The sequence below is a fragment of the Streptomyces poriferorum genome (assembly GCF_019399235.1).
GTDB classification, from domain to species: Bacteria; Actinomycetota; Actinomycetes; order Streptomycetales; family Streptomycetaceae; genus Streptomyces; species Streptomyces poriferorum.
On sequence record NZ_JAELVH010000095.1, the window covers coordinates 1 to 21,355 of the forward strand.

The 21,355-nt window shown below is 71.7% G+C and carries 18 protein-coding genes; 14 read left to right on the forward strand and 4 right to left on the reverse strand.

Features of this window, described 5'->3' with window-relative positions; genetic code table 11:
• Positions 1-41: 41 nt before the first annotated feature.
• A complete protein-coding gene (locus JGS39_RS18025; RefSeq protein WP_219570186.1) occupies positions 42-1,592 on the forward strand; it encodes an NCS1 family nucleobase:cation symporter-1 in 1,551 nt (516 codons plus the stop codon).
• Here JGS39_RS18025 and JGS39_RS18030 read toward each other — a convergent pair.
• Complete coding sequence (locus tag JGS39_RS18030; protein WP_219570187.1) at positions 1,555-2,328, reverse strand: hypothetical protein; 774 nt, start codon at positions 2,326-2,328, stop codon at positions 1,555-1,557. The genes JGS39_RS18025 and JGS39_RS18030 overlap by 38 nt on opposite strands.
• A 202-nt stretch (positions 2,329-2,530) precedes the next feature.
• On the opposite strand from JGS39_RS18030, the gene JGS39_RS18035 reads away from it, so the two are divergent.
• Together JGS39_RS18035 and JGS39_RS18040 are read left to right on the forward strand one after the other, a co-directional pair.
• Complete coding sequence (locus JGS39_RS18035; RefSeq protein WP_219570188.1) at positions 2,531-2,893, forward strand: hypothetical protein; 363 nt, start codon at positions 2,531-2,533, stop codon at positions 2,891-2,893.
• A gap of 150 nt (positions 2,894-3,043) precedes the next feature.
• Positions 3,044-4,507: an amidase gene (locus JGS39_RS18040; protein WP_219570189.1), complete on the forward strand. Its 1,464-nt coding sequence runs from the start codon at positions 3,044-3,046 to the stop codon at positions 4,505-4,507.
• Here the strand turns inward: JGS39_RS18040 and JGS39_RS18045 are convergent.
• On the reverse strand, positions 4,504-5,412 hold the full coding sequence (locus tag JGS39_RS18045) for a class I SAM-dependent methyltransferase (RefSeq protein WP_219570190.1): 909 nt from the start codon (positions 5,410-5,412) through the stop codon (positions 4,504-4,506). The genes JGS39_RS18040 and JGS39_RS18045 overlap by 4 nt on opposite strands.
• On the reverse strand, positions 5,409-6,392 hold the full coding sequence (locus JGS39_RS18050; protein WP_219570191.1) for a carboxymuconolactone decarboxylase family protein: 984 nt from the start codon (positions 6,390-6,392) through the stop codon (positions 5,409-5,411). The genes JGS39_RS18045 and JGS39_RS18050 overlap by 4 nt, the downstream gene beginning before the upstream one ends.
• 169 nt (positions 6,393-6,561) lie before the next feature.
• Between JGS39_RS18050 and JGS39_RS18055 the strand changes: the two genes are divergently transcribed.
• The gene (locus tag JGS39_RS18055; RefSeq protein ID WP_219570192.1) at positions 6,562-7,719 is read left to right on the forward strand and encodes a sensor histidine kinase; all 1,158 of its coding nucleotides are present in this window, start codon (positions 6,562-6,564) and stop codon (positions 7,717-7,719) included.
• On the forward strand, positions 7,716-8,399 hold the full coding sequence (locus JGS39_RS18060; RefSeq protein ID WP_219570193.1) for a response regulator: 684 nt from the start codon (positions 7,716-7,718) through the stop codon (positions 8,397-8,399). The genes JGS39_RS18055 and JGS39_RS18060 overlap by 4 nt, the downstream gene beginning before the upstream one ends.
• Before the next feature lie 12 nt (positions 8,400-8,411).
• On the opposite strand, the gene lplAB is transcribed toward JGS39_RS18060, so the two are convergent.
• Entirely contained in the window at positions 8,412-9,476 is a 1,065-nt protein-coding gene (gene lplAB / locus JGS39_RS18065; protein WP_219570201.1) for a lipoate-protein ligase LplAB, read from the reverse strand.
• 502 nt (positions 9,477-9,978) lie between these two features.
• Between lplAB and JGS39_RS18070 the strand changes: the two genes are divergently transcribed.
• From JGS39_RS18070 to JGS39_RS18110, 9 genes are all read left to right on the forward strand, one after another.
• A complete protein-coding gene (locus tag JGS39_RS18070) occupies positions 9,979-11,262 on the forward strand; it encodes a glycoside hydrolase family 16 protein (protein WP_219570194.1) in 1,284 nt (427 codons plus the stop codon).
• On the forward strand, positions 11,262-12,659 hold the full coding sequence (locus JGS39_RS18075) for a chitinase (RefSeq protein ID WP_219570195.1): 1,398 nt from the start codon (positions 11,262-11,264) through the stop codon (positions 12,657-12,659). Before JGS39_RS18070 ends, JGS39_RS18075 begins: the two co-directional genes overlap by 1 nt.
• 120 nt (positions 12,660-12,779) lie before the next feature.
• Positions 12,780-14,093 (forward strand): ThuA domain-containing protein, encoded by a 1,314-nt coding sequence (locus tag JGS39_RS18080; protein ID WP_219570196.1) that lies wholly within the window; start codon positions 12,780-12,782, stop codon positions 14,091-14,093.
• 201 nt (positions 14,094-14,294) lie between these two features.
• Positions 14,295-15,863: an ABC transporter substrate-binding protein gene (locus JGS39_RS18085; protein ID WP_306083803.1), complete on the forward strand. Its 1,569-nt coding sequence runs from the start codon at positions 14,295-14,297 to the stop codon at positions 15,861-15,863.
• Positions 15,860-16,813 carry an ABC transporter permease gene (locus tag JGS39_RS18090; RefSeq protein WP_219570198.1) on the forward strand — a complete coding sequence of 318 codons (954 nt, stop codon included), beginning with the start codon at positions 15,860-15,862 and terminating at the stop codon, positions 16,811-16,813. The genes JGS39_RS18085 and JGS39_RS18090 overlap by 4 nt, the downstream gene beginning before the upstream one ends.
• A gap of 65 nt (positions 16,814-16,878) precedes the next feature.
• Entirely contained in the window at positions 16,879-17,700 is an 822-nt protein-coding gene (locus JGS39_RS18095) for an ABC transporter permease (protein ID WP_264302812.1), read from the forward strand.
• Positions 17,697-18,794, forward strand: coding sequence for an ABC transporter ATP-binding protein (locus tag JGS39_RS18100; protein WP_219570199.1), 1,098 nt, complete (start codon positions 17,697-17,699; stop codon positions 18,792-18,794). The genes JGS39_RS18095 and JGS39_RS18100 overlap by 4 nt, the downstream gene beginning before the upstream one ends.
• A gap of 83 nt (positions 18,795-18,877) precedes the next feature.
• Positions 18,878-19,834, forward strand: coding sequence for an ABC transporter ATP-binding protein (locus JGS39_RS18105; protein WP_219570203.1), 957 nt, complete (start codon positions 18,878-18,880; stop codon positions 19,832-19,834).
• Between the two features lie 94 nt (positions 19,835-19,928).
• A partial coding sequence (locus tag JGS39_RS18110) for a gamma-glutamyltransferase family protein (RefSeq protein WP_219570200.1) occupies positions 19,929-21,355 on the forward strand: 1,427 nt, incomplete at its 3' end.

Consider the following 21,355-nt stretch of genomic DNA (forward strand, 5'->3'; position numbering starts at 1 on the left):
GCCCCGCACGGCACCGTCCCCGAGCGAAGGGTCCAGCCGCCTTGACATCGACCGCCCCACCGCCACCGCCCCAGGACCGGATACCCGCGGCCCCGGACCGCGTCGAACTCCCCGCCGGCGCCGCTCCCGACGACAGCCGGTTCGTCAACGCGGACCTCCTGCCCGTCCCCCTCGAGCGGCGCGACTGGACCACGTACAACTTCGCCGCCCTCTGGGTCGGCATGGCCCACAACATTCCGTCCTGGCTGCTCGCTTCCGGCCTCGTCGCCCTCGGCATGGACTGGAAACAGGCGGTCTTCACCATCGCGCTCGCCAACCTGATCGTGCTGGGGCCCATGCTGCTCACCGGGCACGCGGGGCCCAAGTACGGCATCCCCTTCCCGGTGCTGGCCCGCGCCTCGTTCGGGCTGCGCGGGGCCAATCTGCCCGCCCTGATCCGGGCCGCGGTGGCGTGTGCCTGGTTCGGCATCCAGACCTGGATCGGCGGCGTCGGCATCTTCACCCTGCTCGGGAAGATCTTCGGCGGCTGGGCGAACGCCGGCGAGATCGGCGGACAGCCGTGGACGCTCTGGCTCTGCTTCATCCTGTTCTGGGCCCTCGAACTGGCCATCATCTACCGGGGAATGGACACCCTTCGCCGGTTCGAGAACTGGGCGGCGCCGTTCGTCATCGTCGGCGCGCTCGCGCTGCTGGTCTGGGTCGCCGTCAAGGCCGGCGGCTTCGGCCCGCTGCTGGACCAGCCCTCGAAGCTCGGCTGGGGCAAGGAGTTCTGGCCGGTCTTCTTCCCCTCGCTGATGGGCATGATCGCCTTCTGGGCGACACTCTCCCTGAACATCCCCGACTTCACCCGCTTCGGCGCCGGCCAACGCGCCCAGATCCGTGGTCAGTCGCTCGGTCTGCCCACGACGATGACGCTCTTCGCGCTGCTCTCCGTCCTGGTGACCTCCGGTTCCCAGGCCGTGTACGGCGAGGCGATCTGGGACCCGGTCCAGCTGGTCGCCCGTACCGACAACGTCTTCGGGCTGCTGTACGCGCTCGTGACGGTGCTGGTGGCGACGATCTCCGTGAACATCGCGGCGAACGTGGTCTCACCGGCGTACGACCTGGCGAACCTCGCACCGAAGCTGATCAACTTCCGTACGGGCGCGCTGGTGACGGGTGTCGTCGGCGTCGTGATCATGCCGTGGAAGCTCACCGAGACGCCGGAGCTGTACATCTTCACCTGGCTCGGACTCGTCGGCGGTCTGCTCGGCACGGTGGCGGGCATCCTGATCGCCGACTACTGGATCGTCCGGCGCACGGTGCTCGACCTGGCCGACCTCTACCGGCCCGGGGGCCGTTACTGGTACACGAACGGCTGGAACTGGCGTGCCGTCGTCGCCTTCGCCGTCGGCGGTGTGCTGGCGGTCGGCGGCTCGCACTCGGAGCCCGGAAAGGGGCCGTTCCCGGCGGACGGCCTGATCCCGTTCCTGAAACCCCTCGCCGACTACGGCTGGGCGGTCGGCCTGGCCTCCTCGCTGGTGCTGTACGTGGTGCTCACCGGACGCGAGAGCGTCACACCGGGCTCGTCGACCGCCCCAGCAGCGCGCTGACGTCGAACGAGTCGGCCGGCGAGGGCGTGGTCCTGGGTACGGGCTCGTCGAAGGCGGAGAAGCCCACGACCGCGTCCGCGCCGTTGCCCTCGATCGTGAGCCGCAGCGGATACGGCTTTCCGGTTGCCGCGACGTCCAGCGTCAGTGTGGCGCCGTCGCGCATCCTGGTCAGCGGGATGACGGAGGCCTTGCCGAGCGTGGTCTTCGCGCCCTTGTTGAGCGTGCCCCTGTCGTCGTTCGCGTTGTCACTGACCAGCTTCTGGAAGGTGTTCAGGTCGCAGGTCCTGGTCAGGGCGCTCAGCCGGGGGTCGTCGGCCGCCCCCTTCATGTAGCGGTCGCCGACGATCGCGGCGAAGGCCGAACCGCCGTTGGGGACCTGGTTCTTCCAGAAGTCCGCGTCCGGCTTGATCCAGATGTCGTCGCCCCGCTTCACGATCAGCGCCGAGCCCTGGCTGTTGCCGAGGTCAACCGAGCCGTTGCAGTTGCCGTCCCTGTCCAGGGTGAGCTCCAGGGACATGGGCGTACTGCCCTTGCCGAGGTCCCCGCTCGTACTCAGGTGCAGGGACTGCGCGCTGAGCAGCGCGTCGCGGGAGCGGTCGGCGATCTGCTGCGCGGTGAGGTGGTCGATGTCCTCCGCGTGGGCCGTGCCGGCTCCGGCGATCGCGCTGCCGGTGACGGAGAGAACGAACGCCGCAGTCCATGCGGCGGGGCGTGTGCCGAGGTGTGGACCGGTCACGTCGCCTCCTCGAAGGGTCGTGGCGGGACTGTCCGGGTCTGCGGCCCGATCTTCCGAGAGTACGCCGGGCGGGTGGTGGCCGCCCGGCGGCGTAGCGACGCTCCACCTCGGGTGTGGACACAGCGTGACGTTGTGTGCCGTGATCGGTTAAGGGGCGGGGGACGGCCGCAGGCGCCGTCCTCGTCACGACCGAGAGGCAGACATGAAGAAGTCCATGGGGAGCCGGTCCAGGATTGCCGTCCGGGCCGCCGCCGTCGCAGGGCTGACCGCGGCACTCGCGGTGTCCACCGGCCTGGTCACGGCGGCCTCGGCCACGGCTCCGGCGAAGACGCCGCCGGGGCTTTCCTGCGAGACGGGCAAGCACGCCATCGACGACTACACCGGCTACGCGCTCTGCCGCAACAACGGCTCCGCGCCGCAGACCTTCTGGGTGCACCTCGTCTGCGGCTGGTCCCCGGACGTCGACGGTGAGCACGTCACGCTGAACCCGGGGCAGTCCGGTCAGTCGACCGCGCACTGTGCCGGGCTCGGTACCGGAATCGGTGAGATCACCGTTCAGCCGTAGCGCCTGCTCTCCGCGGTGCCGCTCCGGAGCGAGCGGCGCCGCGGGCCGGGGCGAGCGGTTGAGGGACCGGCCGTCACTCGTTACCCTTCAGTAATTTCGTTCGGGCGGACAGGTGCGCGCACCTGGCGGTACGAGGGAGGCGGGCAGCCCATGTCCTCAGTGGAATCCACCGGAACGGGCGTCGAGGCGGCCCCGGCCGGGCTGGCCGAAAGCGCGCGGGCGCTGGCGGAAGGCCGTACCACCTCCACCCGGCTGGTCACCGAGGCCCTCGCCCGCATCGAGGCGAGCCAGGGCACTCTGAACGCCTTCCGGCACCTGCGTGCGAGCGCCGCACTCGCCGAGGCCGCCGAGGCCGACCGCCGGCTCGACGCGGGGGAGCGGCTGCCGTTGCTCGGGGTGCCCGTCGCCGTCAAGGACGACACCGACGTCGCCGGGCTGCCCACCCATTTCGGCTGCGCGGGGGAACTGCCCGCCGCGACCGCCGACAGCGAGTCCGTACGCCGGCTGCGCGCGGCCGGGGCCGTGATCGTGGGGAAGACCAACTCCTGCGAACTGGGCCAGTGGCCGTTCACCGAGGGATCCGCCTTCGGGGTCACCCGTAATCCGTGGAACACCGAGCACACCCCCGGCGGCTCGTCCGGCGGTTCGGCGGCCGCCGTCGCCGCCGGACTGGTGCCCGCCGCGCTCGGCTCCGACGGGGCCGGGTCCGTCCGCATCCCCGCCGCCTGGACCCACCTCGTGGGCATCAAACCGCAGCGCGGCCGGATCTCCGTGCACCCCCGCAGCGACGCCTTCCAGGGGCTCACCGTCAACGGCCCCCTGGCCAGGACCGTCGCCGATGCCGCGCTCCTGCTGGACGCCGTCGCGGGAGCCCACCCCGACGACCCGCACCGCCCGCCGCCCGTCCAGGCCTCGGCTGCCGCCCGCCGCGACCCGGGCCGGTTGCGCATCGCACTCGCCTGGCGCCCCCCGCTCACCCTCACCGGCACGGCGCCCCACCCGGACGTGCGCCGCGCGGTCACCGAACTCGCCGAGGCGCTGGCCCGGCTCGGCCACCACGTCGAGGAGGCCCGGCCACGCTACGGGCTGATCGGCCTCGGCTTCCTCCCCCGTGCGACCGCCGGCATCGCCGAACTCGCCGCCCTGCACCCCGAACCCGCGCTCCTGGACCCCCGCACCCGCAGCGCCCTGCGCACCGGCACCCGGCTCGGCGGCCGGGTGGTGCGGGCGGCACGCGCGCGGGAGGTGCGCCAGCACCGGCGGATCGGCGCCCTGTTCCACCCCGTGCGCGGCAGGGCGGGATCGGCAGGCGCGGGATTCGACGTGCTGCTCACCCCGACGACCGCCCTGCCGCCTCCCCGTATCGGCAGGTTCGACGGAATGAGCGCCTGGCGCACCGATGTGGCGATGACCGAGGCCTGCCCGTACGCCTGGCCGTGGAACGTGCTGGGCTGGCCCGGCATCAACGTCCCCGCGGGCTTCACCCCCGACGGGCTCCCCGTCGGGGCCCAGCTGCTCGGCCCCTCCCGCAGCGAGGAGCGGCTCATCTCGCTCGCCGCGCAACTGGAGGCCGACCGGCGGTGGTACGAGCACCGCCCGCCGGCCGCACCCTAAGCGCTGTCCCGCGATTCCTGGCGGATCAGCCCTTGGGCCCCGTCCGCACATGGCCCTTGGGCCCTGTCCGCACAGTCCTGTCCGGCCCGTGACGCTCGACGGCCCGTGTGCGCGGTCACCACCCACACGCCCGCCCGGAGCATCACCCCGCGCGGCGACTCGTGCGGCAGCAGGGCCTCGGTCATCGCTGCCCGTGTGGCGTCGGAGACGGTGAGGCCGGGGGCGCGCGAGACGAAGAACCCGACCGCGTCCGCCGCGTCCTTCCCCCAGCTGGTGTCCGCGCTCACGCCCGTCACCCCGATGTCCGTGAAGCCCGCAGCGCCCAGGACCTGGTGGATGCGTTCCGGGTCGGAGAGCGAGGCCATCGCCGTGGCCACCGCGTTCTCGGCGGTGTGATCCCGTCCCAGCAACGAGGCCAGCAGGCCAAGCGCCTTGCGCTCCTCCCCGTCCGGCTGTGCGGGCTGCGGACAGATGAACGCCAGCCGGCCGCCGGGCCGCAGCGCCCCCGCGATGTTGGTGAACGCGGCGACGGGGTCCGCGAAGAACATCACGCCGCCCCGGCTGATCGCCAGGTCGTACCCGCCGGGTTCGAACGCGCAGGTCTGCGCATCACCCAACCGGTAGTCCACCTGTGGGAACCGTTCGGCATCGGTGAGCTCGCCGGCCCGTCCGACGAGCGGCGCCGAGATGTCGACACCGGTGACCCGGCCGGCCGGCGCCCGCCGCGCCGCCATCCGCGTCGTGAGCCCGCTGCCGCAGCCGATGTCCAGCACCCGGTCCCCGGCAGCGATCGCCGCCGCGTCGAACAGGGCGGCGTCGAACCCGTCCAGCATGGCGTCGTAGCGGTCCGGGTGGGCGGCCCAGTGCCGCCCGAGCGGTCCGTTCCAGGCTTCGGCGACCGTCATGCGTGCTCCTTCGTCTCCAGGGTTAGCGTGGCCTCGACGCGCCCCATGGCGCAGATCGCACCGAACGCGATCAGATGGACCAGGCAGTGATCGGTGAACGGCGGTGCGAGCCAGGCGGCCACGTCCCCGTCCGTGATCCGGTACGGGGCGCGGGCCGCGAGCAGCGCCAGCCGGGCACCCGGGCGTTCGGCCCGGTCCGGCAGATCCGCTCCGTGCAGGGGGAGCGGAGTGACACCGTCCCAGGCCGCCACCGACTGCCGTACGAACGCCGCGTCCTCCTCGCTCAGCAACCCGGCGCCCAGCTCCGCCGCGGTGCGCAGGGCCCCGTACGCCGTGCCGACGGCGGTGCCCACCGCCCAGGCGGGTGCTTCGCCCCCCGTTTCGAGCAGCGGCAGGCTCAGGCCCGTCACCAGCTCGCGGCGCACGGTCCTGGCCAGGGAGCGGCCAGCCGCACTCCGTACGGCACGGATCCGCTGGAGACCGCCGGGCAGCATGCTCTCGGTCAGCAGCGCGGAGACGATCCGGTTGATGAAGTGGAAGGCGAGCGCGGTCCCGATGTGTTCGGGTGCCGCGGTGGGCCCGAACGGCCGCGGTGTGCTCATGTCCTTCCCCCAGGCCAGCAGCCGGCGATGGGCGGGGTCGGCCGGCTGCTCACCGCGGGCGATCGTCTCCGCCAGCCGGTGGTCTCCGGTGGCGTGCAGCAGCACGGTGTGCGCGTCCACGCAGAACGGGCAGCGGTTGGCGAGCGACACCCCGGCCGCCACCACCTCCTTGTCCGTACGGGACACCTGCCCGGCCAGCAGCGACTCGCGCGTCAGGGCCCAGGCCGCGGTGAGGAGCGGAGGGGAGGCGGACAGGACGACGAAGGTCGGGGCGCGCTCGATCCCGAAGTCGGTGGACATCTGGGCGTACACGTCGGCGACCACTCCGGTCGCCGACTTCGGAGGTACGGGTGAGGTGTAGCGGAAAGGTCCGGTCATGGCGACGATGCTCGCCCGCGGACCGGGGCCGGGGCGTCGTACCGCCGGAGGCAATCGCCGCTGGTCCCCACCGGTCGCGGGCGCCCCGGCACTACTGCCCGGGGAGTAGTGCCCGGCCGGTCCTCAGGGCTGATGTCCACGCGGCAGTGCGGGAGTTAGGGTGCGGCACATGACGGGGGACACGGGGGAGGCGGGCGACGCGGGCCGCCGCGGCCGGTTGCTGGACGCGGTGCTCGCGGCGGCGATCGGCGTGGCGGTCAGCGCCGCGGCGTGGGTGGCCTCGGCGCCCGGTGTGCTCGACCTGGTGCTCGTCGCGACCGGCTCGCTCGTCCTCGCCGCGCACCGCCGGGCGCCTCGCACGGTCCTCGCCGTCACCACGCTCGCCCTTTCCGGCTACGTGCTCCACGCGCACCCGGGCACCTGGGCGGCGTGCCCCGTGCTGGTCGCCGTGCACGCCGCCGCCCGCAGCGGACACCGCGCCTGGGGCGTCACGGCCGGTGCGCTCTTCCTCGTCGGCTACTTCACCGTCATGATCACTGCCGCACCCGCCGCCGAGAGCGTCGTGGAGCGGACCCTGCTGCTGCTCGGCTGGTTCCTCTGTGCCGGGGTCACCGGGCTCATCGACAAGAACTGGCAGGCCTATCTGCGCCAGACCGAGCAGCGGGCACTCGACGCCGAACGCACCCGGGACGAGACGGCGCTGCGCAGGGCGGGGGAGGAGCGGCTGCGGATCGCCCGCGAGCTGCACGACTCGCTCACCCACTCCATCTCGATCGTCAAGCTCCAGGCGGGAGTCGCCGTCCACCTCGCCCGCAAGCGCGGGGCCGAGGTGGAGCCCGCGCTGCTCGCCATCCAGGAGGCGAGCGGCGAGGCGATGCGTGAACTGCGCGCCACACTCGAGGTGTTGCGCACGGACGTGGTCGAACCCGGCACCGGACTCGACCGGATCGGCGAGCTGGCCGAACGGGCCCGCAGCGCCGGCATCGCGCTCGCGGTCACCGTCAGCGGCGACGAACGGCCCCTTCCCGCGGCCGTGGACCACGCCGCGTACCGCATCGTGCAGGAGGCCCTCACCAACGTGGCCCGGCACGCCGACCGGGCGCCGACCACGGTCGAGCTCGCCTACGGGCGGAGCGGGCTGACCGTGCGCGTCGACGACCGCGGCCCGTGCGCCGCGGGCGACACCGTCACGGCGGGCACCGGCCTCACCGGCATGCGGGAGCGCGTCACGGCGCTCGGCGGCACCCTGGCCGCCGCACCGCGCCGCGCGGGCGGCTTCTCCGTCCACGCCGAACTGCCCCTGAACACCGCAGGATCCACCGGATGAGCGGCGAGCCGGACGCCCCGCTCCGGGTCCTCATCGTGGACGACCAGGCGCTGATGCGGGCGGGCTTCCGGGCGCTGCTCGACGCGGAGGACGGCATCGAGGTGGTCGGCGAGGCCGCGGACGGCCGGGAGGGGCTGGAGCTGGCCCGGCTGCACACGCCCGACATCGCTCTGGTCGACGTACAGATGCCGGTGATGACGGGCATCGAGGCGACCCGGGCGATTGCCGCCGACCCACTGCTCAGCGGGGTCCATGTGGTGATTCTGACGAACTACGGCCTGGACGAGTACGTGTTCGACGCGCTGCGCGCGGGAGCGGCCGGCTTCCTGCTCAAGGACACCGAACCCGCCGAACTGCTCCACGCCGTCCGTGTCGCGGCCCGCGGCGACGCGTTGCTCTCGCCCGCCATCACCCGCAGACTGATCGGCGAGTTCGTCGCCCGGCCCCCGGACCGGGCGACAGCACCGGGCTTCGAGACCCTGACCCGCCGGGAGCGGGAGGTCAGCGCGCTGGCGGCCCGGGGTCTGACGAACGAGGAGATCGCCGCGCACATGGTCATCAGCCCGTTCACCGCCAAGACGCACATCAGCCGTGCCATGACCAAGCTCGGCGCCCGCGACCGCGCCCAACTCGTCGTATTCGCCTACGAGTCGGGGCTCGTCACACCGCGTGAGCGCTGACCGGGGCCTGTTCTACGGCACCCGGGCGGTCCACTCGGCCGTGCCGAACTTGGTGCGCACGAGCTCCTCGGCCCGGGCCAGTTCCTGCGGGGTCACCTCGCCCTGGGTGAGGCCGTGACGGTTGCGGAACGACTCGATCATCCGCTCGATGACGGCCTGACGGGGAAGACCGGTCTGCCGGCGCAGGGGGTCGACGCGCTTCTTGGCGCTCTTCGTGCCCTTGTCGGACATCTTCTCCTTGCCGATGCGCAGGACGTCGAGCATCTTGTCGGCGTCGATGTCGTACGACATCGTCACGTGATGCAGCACCGCGCCGGGCCCTCCGTCCGGCCCCACCACACGCTTCTGTGCCGCACCCGCGATCTTCCCGACCTCCGTCGCGATGTCGTTCAGCGGCTGGTACCAGGCCTTGATGCCCATGTCGCCGAGCGCTTCGAGCACCCAGTCGTCCAGATACGCGTAGCTGTCGGCGAAGGAGAGGCCGGAGACGAGTGAGTGGGGCACTGCGAGCGAGTACGTGATGGTGCTGCTCGGCTCCGCGAACATGGCCCCGCCCCCGGACACGCGCCGGACCACCGTGACACCGTGCCGGTCGACGCCCGCCGGGTCCACCTCGTTGCGCAGGGACTGGAAGCTGCCGATGATCACCGCGGGGGAGTCCCACTCCCACACCCGGAGCGTCGGCGGCCGGCGGCCCGCGGCGACCTCGGCCGTGATGACCTCGTCGAGGGCCATGTGGAGGGCGGGGGACTGCGGGGCGTCGTGGATGAGCTGCCAGTCGTAGTCGCTCCACTCCGTGGCGTGCGCCAGCGCCCGGCGTACGGCGACGGCGACACCCTCCGACGTGAGCCCGAGCATCACCGTCGACTCCGGGAGTGCCGCGTCGATCCGGGCGGCCAGGCCCACGGTGTCGGTGGTGGCCGGGGCTCCCTCCAGCGCCGCGTCGATCGCGAGGATCGCCTCGTCCGGCTCCAGGAAGAAATCACCCGCCACCCGTACGTCCCGCAGCGCCCCGCCCCGGACGTCCAGGTCCACGACGACCAGTTTGCCGCCGGGGACCTTGTATTCACCGTGCACGGCCATGCCTCCAGTTCCGCCGGTTCTTCTGCTGACGAATCGGCTCCGAGCAGCCATAACGTCATCGCCGCGACATTTAGTCCGCCGGCGGAGCGTGAATCCGGGCGGCCCCGTGGTGACGCCGGCCGTGGACATTCCGCGAAAGTGTGCAGGCTGGAGCGGCTCCTGCCGTGCCGTCGCTTCGACTCTTGGCCGGTGCGCGCCCCCGGCGGAGGGTGGCGGGCGGGGGAGTGCGGGCGTTTTCGCACTCCGGAGGCGCATCTCGGACGGTCGGCCAGTGGTATGGACCAAGGTCTTGACACTCGCTTAGTTCACTTCTTAAATCACGTAGTGAACTAAGCGGCTCCACCGCCACACCCCGCACGCGGTACTTCACACGGCACCCCCACCTCGGTCGGCGCAGCTCCCGCACCACCCTCGCGCCCTGTGTCTGTCATGCGCATGGATGTCATATGCATGACAGATTCCCCTTCCTCCCCCTCATACACCGGAAGGGAGAGTCATGGACTCCCCACGCCGTACGCGGCGCCTGCTGCACTCCGTACTCTCGGTTCTCACCCTCGCCCTGGTCACGACGGCTCTCGCGGGTGGCGGCGGTCCCGCTCCCGCGTCCGCCGCCACGATGTCCGAAACAGCGGCAGCGGCCGCGGTCACGACGTTCTCCGACGAGTTCGACGGCTCCGCCGGCTCGGCCGTGAACGGCAGCAAGTGGCAGATCGAGACCGGCGACAACGTCAACAACCACGAGCGGCAGTACTACACGGCCGGAAACAGCAACGCCGCGCTGGACGGCCAGGGCCATCTGGTCATCACCGCGCGCAAGGAGAACCCGAACAACTACCAGTGCTGGTACGGCACCTGCCAGTACACCTCGGCCCGGCTGAACACCTCCGGGAAGTTCACCCAGACCTACGGTCACGTCGAGGCCCGGATGAAGATCCCGCGCGGTCAGGGCATGTGGCCCGCCTTCTGGATGCTCGGCGACGACATCGGACAGGTCGGCTGGCCCAACTCCGGTGAGATCGACATCATGGAGAACGTCGGATTCGAACCCTCCACCGTCCACGGCACCCTGCACGGTCCCGGCTACTCCGGCTCCGCCGGCATCGGCGCCGGATACACCCTTGCGAACGGGCAGGCCTTCGCCGACGACTTCCACACCTTCGCCATCGACTGGGCCCCGAACTCGGTGACCTGGTCCGTCGACGGCAACGTCTACCAGCACCGCACGCCCGCCGACACCGGCGGCAACACCTGGGCCTTCAACAAGCCCTTCTTCCTCATCCTCAACCTCGCGGTCGGCGGCTACTGGCCGGGTGACCCCGACGGCAACACCACCTTCCCCCAGCAGCTCGTCGTCGACCACGTGCGCGTCACCACCAGCGACACGCAGCAGCCGGAGACCGGCGGCCGGATCACCGGCCTGGCCGGCAAGTGCGTGGACGTCGCCGCCGCGAGCAGTGCCAACGGCACCCCGGTCCAGCTCTACGACTGCAACGGCACCAACGCCCAGAAGTGGAGCGTGAACGCGGACGGAACGATCCGGGCGCTCGGCAAGTGCCTCGACGTGGCATCGGGCGGCACGGCCGACGGCACCGTCGTCCAGCTGTGGGACTGCAACGGGTCGGCGGCCCAGCGCTGGGCGGTCAGCGGAGCGCGCGACATCGTCAATCCGCAGGCGGACAAGTGCCTGGACGTCGTCGGGAACAGCTCGGCCAACGGGGCGCGGCTGCAGATCTGGACCTGCACCGGTGCGGCCAACCAGAAGTGGACGGCGAACAGTTGATGGGCGCTCACTTCGCCGGCAGACGTGCTCCCGCCCTCCGGGGCGTGCTCGGTGCCGGGGCGGCCGCGGCGCTGCTGGCCGGACTGACCGGATCGCCCGCCCTCGGCGCCGCCGCGGCGACCGGGCAGATCACCGGCCTGGCCGGCAAGTGTATGGACGTCGCCGCCGCGAGCAGTGCCAACGGCACTCTGGTGCAGCTCTACGACTGCAACGGCAGCAACGCCCAGCAGTGGGACGTCGGTTCGGACGGAAGCGTCAAGGCCCTCGGCAAGTGTCTGGACGTGACCTCGGCCGGAACGGCGAACGGCACCACGGTCCAGCTGTGGGACTGCAACGGCTCCGCCGCCCAGCGCTGGACCGTCACCTCGGCCCACGACATCGTCAATCCGCAGGCGGACAAGTGTCTGGACGCCACCGGCAACAGTTCGGCCAACGGCACCCGGCTCCAGATCTGGACGTGCACCGGCGCCGCCAACCAGAAGTGGACCGCGCCGAGCGGCGGGGGAGACCCGACGACGCCGCCCGCCGGGGCGATGGCCGTCGCCCCGTACCTCTACAACGGCTGGGGCAGCCCGCCCAGCCCCGCCACCGTCATGAACGCCACCGGCGTCAAGTGGTTCACCCTCGCCTTCGTCCTCAGCAACGGCTACTGCAACCCGCAGTGGGACGGCGGCAGACCGCTGTCCGGGGGCGTCGACCAGCAGACCATCAACACCGTCCGGGGCGCGGGCGGCGATGTCATCCCGTCCTTCGGCGGCTGGAGCGGCAACAAGCTGGAGAGCTCCTGCTCCAGCGCGGGTGAGCTGGCCGCCGCGTACCAGAAGGTCATCAACGCCTACGGGCTCAAGGCGATCGACATCGACATCGAGGCCGAGGCGTACGACAGCGCCACCGTCCAGCAGCGCACGGTCGACGCGCTGAAGACGGTCAAGGCCAACAACCCCGGGATCAAGGTCTACGTCACCTTCGGCACCGGACAGAACGGCCCCGACGACAGCCTGATCCGCAAGGCCTCGGCATCCGGGCTGACCGTGGACAGCTGGACGATCATGCCGTTCAACTTCGGCGGGGCGGGCCAGAATATGGGCAACCTCACCGTCAGCGCGGCCGAAGGGCTGAAGAACACGGTCAAGAGCGCCTACGGCTACACGGACGACCAGGCCTACCGGCACACCGGCATCTCCTCGATGAACGGCATCACGGACAACAGCGAGACCGTCACGGTCGCGGACTTCCGCACCATCCTCGGCTACGCGCAGCAGCGGCACCTGGCCCGGCTGACCTTCTGGTCGGTCAACCGGGACCGCCCCTGCACCGGCGGCGGCGCCGACACCTGCTCGGGCGTCTCCCAGCAGCCCTGGGACTTCACGAAGGTGTTCGCCCAGTACGCGGGATGACCGTCCGGCCACCTCGTCAGCAACCCTGAACAGCGCGACGCCTCCACGACACACCGGGCCGGATCCGGCACCCGCCGGGTCCGGCCCGGCCCCCGCCCGGTTCGGAGAGGACGGTTTCGTATGAACACGATCAGGGCCACCGCGGCCCTCAGGGGCGGCGTGGGCCGGCTGTGCCGATGGCTGCTCCTGCTGCCGGCGTTACTGCTGGGGCTCACCGTCCCCGCACACGCCGCGCCGAACGCCGGGCAGGCACCGGCCTTCCGGGTGATCGCCTTCTACAACGGCACCTGGGACGCGGCGCACATCAGCTTCGTCCAGGAGGCCGACCGGTGGTTCCCCGCCACCGCCGCCGCCAACAACTTCTCGTACACCTCCACCAACGACTGGGAGCGGCTCGCCGGCATCACCCCGGACCAGTACCAGGTGGTGCTGTTCCTCGACGACGCCCCGCAGACCGCCTCCCAGCGCGCCGGCTTCGAGCGGTACATGCGCTCCGGCGGCGCGTGGATGGGATTCCACGTCTCCGCCTTCGCCACCGAGGCCCGTCAATGGCCCTGGTTCTACGACCAGTTCCTCGGCAGCGGCAACTTCAGGTCGAACACCTGGGGGCCGACCACGGCAGTGCTCCGTACCGAGGACCGGACGCATCCCTCCACCACGGGCCTGCCGGCCACGTTCACCTCGTCGGTCAGCGAGTGGTACGCCTGGGAGAACAGCCTTCGCGACCGTCCCGACATCAAGGTCCTGGCCTCCGTGGACCCGGTGAGCTTCCCGCTGGGGACGGATCCGGACCAGTCCTGGTACAGCGGCGACTATCCCGTCCTGTGGACGAACACCGGCTACCGGATGCTGTACGCGAACTTCGGCCACAACGCCATGGACTACGGCTCGGGGACCACGCTGTCCTCGACCTTCGCCAGCGAGACCCAGAACCGGTTCGTGGTGGACGGGCTGAAATGGCTGGGCGGCGGCGGAGGAGATCCGGCGCCCGGGGACCCGATCTCGCAGACGTCGGCGTTCGCACTGGTCGCCGAGGCCAACGGCAACTGCGTGGACGCGCGCGCCGCGGCCACCGCCAACGGCACGGTGGTCCAGCAGTACACCTGCAACGGCACGGCCGCCCAGCGGTACAGGTTCCCGGCCACGGACGGCGGTCATGTGCGGATCGCCGCGGACGGGGACGGCCGGCAGGTCGTCGATGTGGCGGACGTGTCCGTGGCCGAGCAGGCCCCGCTCCAGCTGTGGACCTACGGGGGCGGCGCGAACCAGCAGTGGAAGCCGGTACGGGAGGCCTCCGGCCGGTACCACTTCATCGCCCGGCACAGCGGCAAGTGCCTGAGCGCGCCCGCCTCCGCGGCCGCGGGCGTCCAGCTGGTCCAGCGGACCTGTGACGGCACGGCCGCGCAGAGTTACCGCCTCGTCACGCAGGGCTGATCGCGGGGGTGCGGACCGGCGTCTTCACGCCTTCTGCACCCCCGTTATCCGATCGTCAGTAAAAACCGTCCGCTATGTGGGCAGGCCCCTTGCCTTGCGGACTGTATGCGAAATACGGTCTGCGATATTCCCTGATCACCCCTTGGCGGGAGGTAGGCCCTCGTGCGCCGAAAAGCGGTTGCCCTGGTGGCGGTTGCATTGGTGTCCTTCACTTCGGGCTGCGCGTCGCTGCAGTCCTCGGCGACCGAGGTCGGCGGTGTACGCAAAACCGACGACCGGTCCGTACGCGACGGCGGGACACTCACCGTCGCTCTCAACTCGGACCCGGACAAACTCGACCCGACGCTCGCCCAGACCCTCGTCGGCCGCACGGTCTTCGCGGGCATGTGCGAGAAGCTCTACGACATCGACGAGGACGGGGTCGTCGTGCCGCAGCTCGCTGCCGCACTGCCCACCACCTCGGCCGACGGCCGCACCGTCACCCTGAAGGTGCGTCCCGGCCTGAAGTTCAGCGACGGTACCCGGCTCGACGCCGCGGCGGTCGTCACCTCGCTGCTGCGCCACCGCGATCTTCCCGGATCCGCCCGCGGCACGGAGCTCGCACCCGTCACCTCCATCGAGGCCACCGGGTCCGACACGGTACGGATGAGGCTCAAGCAGCCCTACGTACCGCTCACCGGCGTCCTCGCAGACCGGGCCGGGATGGTGATGTCGCCGGCCGCGCTCAAGAAGTACGGGAAGAACTTCACGAACCACCCCTCCTGCGTCGGACCCTTCCGCTTCGTCGAGCGCGTCGGCGGCGACCGGATCGTGCTGAAGAAGGACCCGAACTACTACGACGCGGACAAGGTCCACCTCGACGGGGTCGTCTACAAGCCCATCCCCGACGGCAACGTCCGGCTCGCCAACCTGCGCTCCGGCGACCTCCAGGTCGGCGACCAGATGGGCCCCGTCGACGTACAGAGCGCCCTCACCGAGCCGAAGCTCCAGCTCTTCAACTCGCCCTCGCTCGGCTACCAGGGAATCGGCCTCAACGTCGGCAACGTGAACGGTCTCGGTCAGAAGCCCGGCAAGCTCGACACCCCGATCGCCCGCGACGTGCGGGTCCGGGAGGCGTTCGAGCTCGCGATCGACCGCGACACCCTCAACGAGGTCGTCTTCCAGGGCATGTACGAGCCGGCCTGCGGCCCCATCTCCCCCCAGTCCGCCATCGCCCCCGGCGTCGAGCCCGAGGACTGCCCGAAGCGTGACATCGCCAAGGCGAAGAAGCTGCTGAAGGAGGCCGGGGTGAAGACCCCGCTGAAGATCGAGCTCAAGACCTCCACCACCCCCGAGCAGGGGCGGGTCGGACAGGTCCTCCAGGCCATGGTCAAGGAGGCCGGCTTCGACCTCTCGCTGCGGCCCACCGAGTACGCCACCATGCTCTCGGAGACCGACGCCGGACACTACGACGTCTTCACCAGCGGCTGGTCCGGCCGGCTGGACCCGGACGGCAACGTCTCCAACTTCCTCAAGACCGCGGGCGCCATGAACGCCTACGGCCTCGGTGACCCCGAGATCGACAGACTGATCGCGCAGGGCCGCACCGTCGCCGACCCGGCGCGGCGCACCGGGATCTACGACGAGCTCACCCGGCGCGTCCAGGACGCCCACACGCTGATCTACCTCTACCGGCAGAAGAACTACGTCGTCGCCACCAAGGACGTCGCGGGCATCCGCGTCTACGGCGACGGACTGGTCCGGGTCACGAATGCGGGGTACACCCGATGACGAAATACCTGCTGACGCGGTTGCGCCAGTCCCTCATCACCCTCTTCCTGGTCTCCATCGTGGTGTTCGCGGGTATCCGGGCACTGCCCGGCGACCCGGCGCTCGCCCTGGCCGGTGAGGAGCGCAGTCCCGAGGCGCTCGCCGCGATCCGCGAGGCGTACGGCCTCAACGACAACATCGTCGTGCAGTACGCCCGCTTCATCGGCCACGCCCTCACCGGCGACCTCGGCAACTCCTCCCGTACCGGGCTTCCGGTCGCCGACGCCATCGGCCAGGCCCTTCCCGTCACGCTGGAACTGGCCGCGCTGTCCCTGCTGCTCGCCGTGGTCCTCGGCATCGGCGCCGGAGTCGTCGCCGCCGTGCGGCGCGGGAAGCCCGAGGAGTGGATCGCCAACGTCATCGCGCTGATCGGGCTCTCCATCCCGACGTTCTGGCTCGGCATCGTGCTCGTCCTCGGCTTCGCCATCGCCGTCCCCGTGTTCGCCGCCTCCGGATACGTCCCGTTCGGGACGGACCCGGTCGACAACCTGCGCCGCATGGTGCTGCCCGCGATCGTGCTCGGCTCCGGCCTCGCCGCCGTCGTGATGCGCCAGACGCGGGCGGCGATGCTCGACTCGCTCTCCGCCGACTACGTCCGCACCGCCCGCGCCAAGGGGCTGTCGAAACGGTCCGTCGTCGGAGGTCACGCCCTGCGCAACTCGCTCGTCACCGTCGTCACCGTGCTCGGGCTCCAGCTCGGACACCTGATCTCCGGCGCCGTCGTCACCGAGCAGATCTTCGTCCTGCCCGGCTTCGGCAAGCTCACCATCGACGCCGTCTTCACCCGTGACTACGCGACGCTGCAGGCCGTGGTGCTCTGCACCTCCGCCGCGTACATCCTCATCAACCTGCTGGTCGACGTGGTCTATTCGGTCATCGACCCGCGCATCCGGCTCGGAGGTGCCCGGTGACCACAGCGACCCCAGCGCTCCCCACCGTCCCGCAGACCGCGAAGAAGCGGAACGCCAACGGACGGCTGCGCGCCCTGCGCAGGAACCGGCTGGCCATGACCGGCGGCATCATCGCCGCCGTCTTCATCCTGGTCGCCCTCCTCGCCCCGCTGATCGCCCCGTACGACCCCTCCCAGCCGGACTTCGGGAACGTCCTCGCGGAACCGGGGGCGGCCCACTGGCTCGGCACCGACGACCTGGGGCGCGACCAGTTGTCCCGCATCGTGTACGGCGCGCGCGCCTCCATGCAGGTCGGCCTCGTCGCCGTCGTGCTGGCGTTCGTCATCGGCGTACCGCTCGGCCTGGTCGGCGGCTACTACGGGAAGTTCGCCGACGGCGCGATCTCCCGGCTCACCGACACCATGCTGGCCTTCCCCTTCCTGGTGCTCGCCGTCGGTCTCGCCGCGATCCTCGGCCCCTCGCTGACCAACGCGACCATCGCCATCGGCATCTCGCAGATCCCCGCCGTCATCCGCATCACCCGGGCCGAGACGCTGAGGCTCAAGCACGTCGACTACGTCGGAGCGGCCATCGCCAACGGCGGCGGTGACGGGACCGTGCTCTTCCGGCACATCCTGCCCAACGCCACCTCCGCGCTGATCGTCCAGGCGACCGTCGGCATCCCCGCCGCCATCATCGGCGAGGCGCTGCTCAGCTTCCTCGGCCTCGGCGTCCAGCCCCCGGACCCGTCCCTCGGCGTGATGCTCTCCGGCGCCCAGTCCTTCCTGGCCCCCGCGCCCTGGCTCGCCGTCTTCCCCGGCCTGGCGATCGTCGCGGCGACCCTGGCCTTCAACCTGCTCGGCGACGGACTGCGCGACGTCCTCGACCCCCGTGGAGGGACCCGATGACCGAGACCGTTCTCGAATCCGTACGGGGACGGGTGGGTGAGCCCGTCCTGAGCGTCCGCGACCTGTCGGTCTCCTTCCGCTCCGACACCCGCACCGTGCACGCCGTCGACGGCGTCTCCTACGACCTGCACCCCGGCGAGGTCCTCGCCGTCGTGGGGGAGTCCGGTTGCGGCAAGTCCGTCACCTCCATGGCCGTGATGGGACTGCTCCCGCCCACGGCACGCATCGGCGGCTCCATCCGCGTCGGCGGCCGGGAACTCGTCGGCGCGCCGGAGAAGGAACTCCAGAAGATCCGCGGCAAGGACATCGCGATGATCTTCCAGGAGCCGATGACCTCGCTGAACCCGGTCCTCACCATCGGCCGGCAGATCGGCGAGGTGCTCCGCAGGCACCAGGGGCTGAGCCGCAAGGAGGCCAGGGAGCGGTCCGTGGACCTCCTCGACCTGGTCGGCATCCCCGCCCCGCGCAGCCGCATCGACGAGTACCCGCACCAGCTCTCCGGCGGTATGCGCCAGCGCGTGATGATCGCCATCGCGGTCGCCTGCGATCCCTCGGTCCTCATCGCCGACGAACCGACCACCGCACTCGACGTCACCGTCCAGGCCGGCATCCTCGAAGTCCTCCAGTCGCTGCGCGAACGGCTCGGCACCGCGATCGTCCTGGTCACCCACGACCTCGGCGTCGTCGCCGACGCGGCCGACCGGGTTCTCGTGATGTACGCCGGGCGCTCCGTCGAGGAGGCCCCCGTCCACGACCTGTTCGCCACGGCCCGGCACCCGTACACCCGCGGGCTGCTCGGAGCCGTCCTGCGCCCCGGCGGCGAGGGCAAGCGCCGGCTGCCCGAGATCCCCGGCCTGGTGCCGAGCCTCGACAGCCAGCCCGACGCATGCACCTTCGCACCCCGGTGCAGCCGCGCCGACGACACCTGCACGGCCGGCCGGCCCGGCTTCGGGTCCGTCGACCCGGGTACGGGGACGGACGCCGCCCACCGGGCGGCGTGCTGGCACCCGTACGGCGCCGGTGAAGCGTCCGACACCCTCACGGCCACCCCTGCCACCGAGCCCGCGCGACCCGACCAGGAGGCCGGAAAGTGACCGCAGCACAGACCGTCCCCGCCCCGCGCGATAGCGCCGAGGGCGCCGCGGACCAGCAGCACCCCGTGCTGCGGATCGACTCGATGGAACGCCACTTCGCCGCTTCCGGCGGCGGCACCGTCCGCGCCGTCGACGGCGTCTCGATCACCGTCGGGCGCGGCGAGGTCGTCGGCCTCGTCGGGGAGTCCGGCAGCGGCAAGTCGACCGTCGGCCGCTGCGCCGTACGCCTCGACGAACCCACCGGCGGCACCGTCCACATCAACGGCACCGACATCACCCACCTGTCCCGCCGAGCCGTGCGCCCGCTGCGCAAGGACTTCCACCTGGTCTTCCAGGACCCCTCGTCCTCGCTCGACCCGCGCATGACCATCGGCCAGATCATTGCCGAACCCATCAGGCTGCACCGCCGGGCCCGCGGCGCCGCCGTCCGCGAGCGCGTCGAGGAACTGCTCGCCCAGGTCGGACTGCGCCCCGAACACGCCGACCGGCACCCGCACGAGCTCTCCGGCGGCCAGCGCCAGCGCATCTCCATCGCCCGCGCGCTCTCCTGCGACCCCGATCTCGTCGTCGCTGACGAACCGACCTCCGCGCTCGACGTCTCCGTGCAGGCGTCCGTCCTCAACCTGCTCGCCGACCTCCAGCGCGACCGCGGCTTCGGCTGCCTGTTCATCACCCACGACCTGGCCGCGGTCGAGTTCCTCGCCGACCGGATCGCCGTGATGTACCTCGGCCAGATCGTCGAACAGGCCCCCACCGCCGAGCTGTTCGCCGACCCCAAGCACCCCTACACCCAGGCGCTGCTCTCCGCGGCGCCCGTGCCCGACCCGGTGCTCCAGCGCTCCCGCGAGCGCATCGTGCTCCACGGCGAGCTGCCCAGTCCGCTGGACCCGCCGCCCGGCTGCCGGTTCCACACCCGCTGCCCGCTTGCCACGGAACGCTGCCGCACCGAGGTCCCCGTCCTGCGGGAGCTGCCCGGCGGCCGGCAGGTCTCCTGCCACCTCGTCGGCGACGACGGAACGGCCCCGGACGCGGCCGTCTGACCCCCGTACGGGAGGCGGCCCCGTTCCCGGGGCCGGCCTCCCGTACGTACGATCCGCAACGAACCACAGAACGTCGCAGCAAGGAGCCGCATCCGTGTTCACCACCCGGCCCACCCTCCAGGGCACCTTCGGCATGGTGTCGTCCACCCACTGGCTCGCCTCGCAGTCCGCGATGGCGGTCCTGGAGGACGGCGGCAACGCCTACGACGCCGCCGTCGCCGCCGGATTCGTCCTGCACGTCGTCGAACCGCACCTCAACGGCCCGGCCGGCGAGGTGCCGATGATCCTGGCGCCCCGCGACGGCGACGTCCGGGTCCTCTGCGGCCAGGGCCCGGCACCCGCCGGCGCGACGGTCGCCCACTACCGTGCGCTCGGCCTCGACCTGGTCCCCGGCACCGGACCGCTCGCCGCCGCGGTGCCGGGGGCCTTCGACGCCTGGATGCTGCTGCTGCGCGACCACGGCACCAAGACCGTCGCCGAGGTGCTGCGGTACGCCATCGGCTACGCCGAGGACGGCCACGCACCCGTCGAGCGCGTCGGCCAGACCGTGGAGACCGTCCGCGAGCTCTTCGAGACCGAGTGGCAGTCCTCCGCCGACGTCTACCTCCCGGGCGGGAAGTCCCCGGTCCCCGGGCAGCTGTTCCGCAACCCCGCCCTCGCCGCGACCTGGCGCCGGCTGATCGCCGAGGCCGAGGAGACCGGCGGCGACGACCGCACCGCGCAGATCGAGGCCGCCCGCGCCATCTGGCGCGAGGGCTTCATCGCCGAGGCCCTGGTCCGCCAGGCAGCCGTCCCCACCATGGACACCAGCGGCACCCGCCACACCGGCACCCTCACCGCCGCCGACCTGGCCGGCTGGTCCGCGTCGTACGAGGCCCCCGCCACGTACGACTGGAACGGCTGGAAGCTCGCCAAGGCCGGCGGCTGGAGCCAGGGCCCCGCCTTCCTCCAGCAGCTCGCCCTGCTGCCCGCCGAACTGCCGGCCTACGGCTCCGCCGAGTACGTCCACCTGCTCATCGAGGGCTGCAAGCTCGCCATGGCGGACCGGGAGGCCTGGTACGGCGACGCCGCCGAGGTCCCGCTCGGCACGCTGCTCTCCGAGCCGTACAACGCCGCCCGCCGCGCCCTGGTCACCGACGAGGCCTCGCACGAGCTCCGCCCGGGCAGCCCCGACGGCCGCACCCCCGTGCTCAGCGAGCACGCCCACGCCGTCGCCGCCGGTGAGTCCGGCTTCGACGCCATGGGCATACCGGCTGCCGGCGTCGGCGAGCCCACGGTCGCGAAGGAAGGCGCCGGCGAGCCGACGGTGACCGCCGACCGCGCGGGCGAGCCGACCGTCGCCAAGGACGGCGCGACCCGCGGCGACACCTGCCACGTCGACGTCGTCGACCGCTGGGGCAACATGGTCTCCGCGACCCCCAGTGGCGGCTGGCTCCAGTCCAACCCGGTCGTGCCCGAGCTCGGCTTCCCGCTCGGCACCCGCCTCCAGATGGCGTGGCTGGACGAGGGCCTGCCGAACTC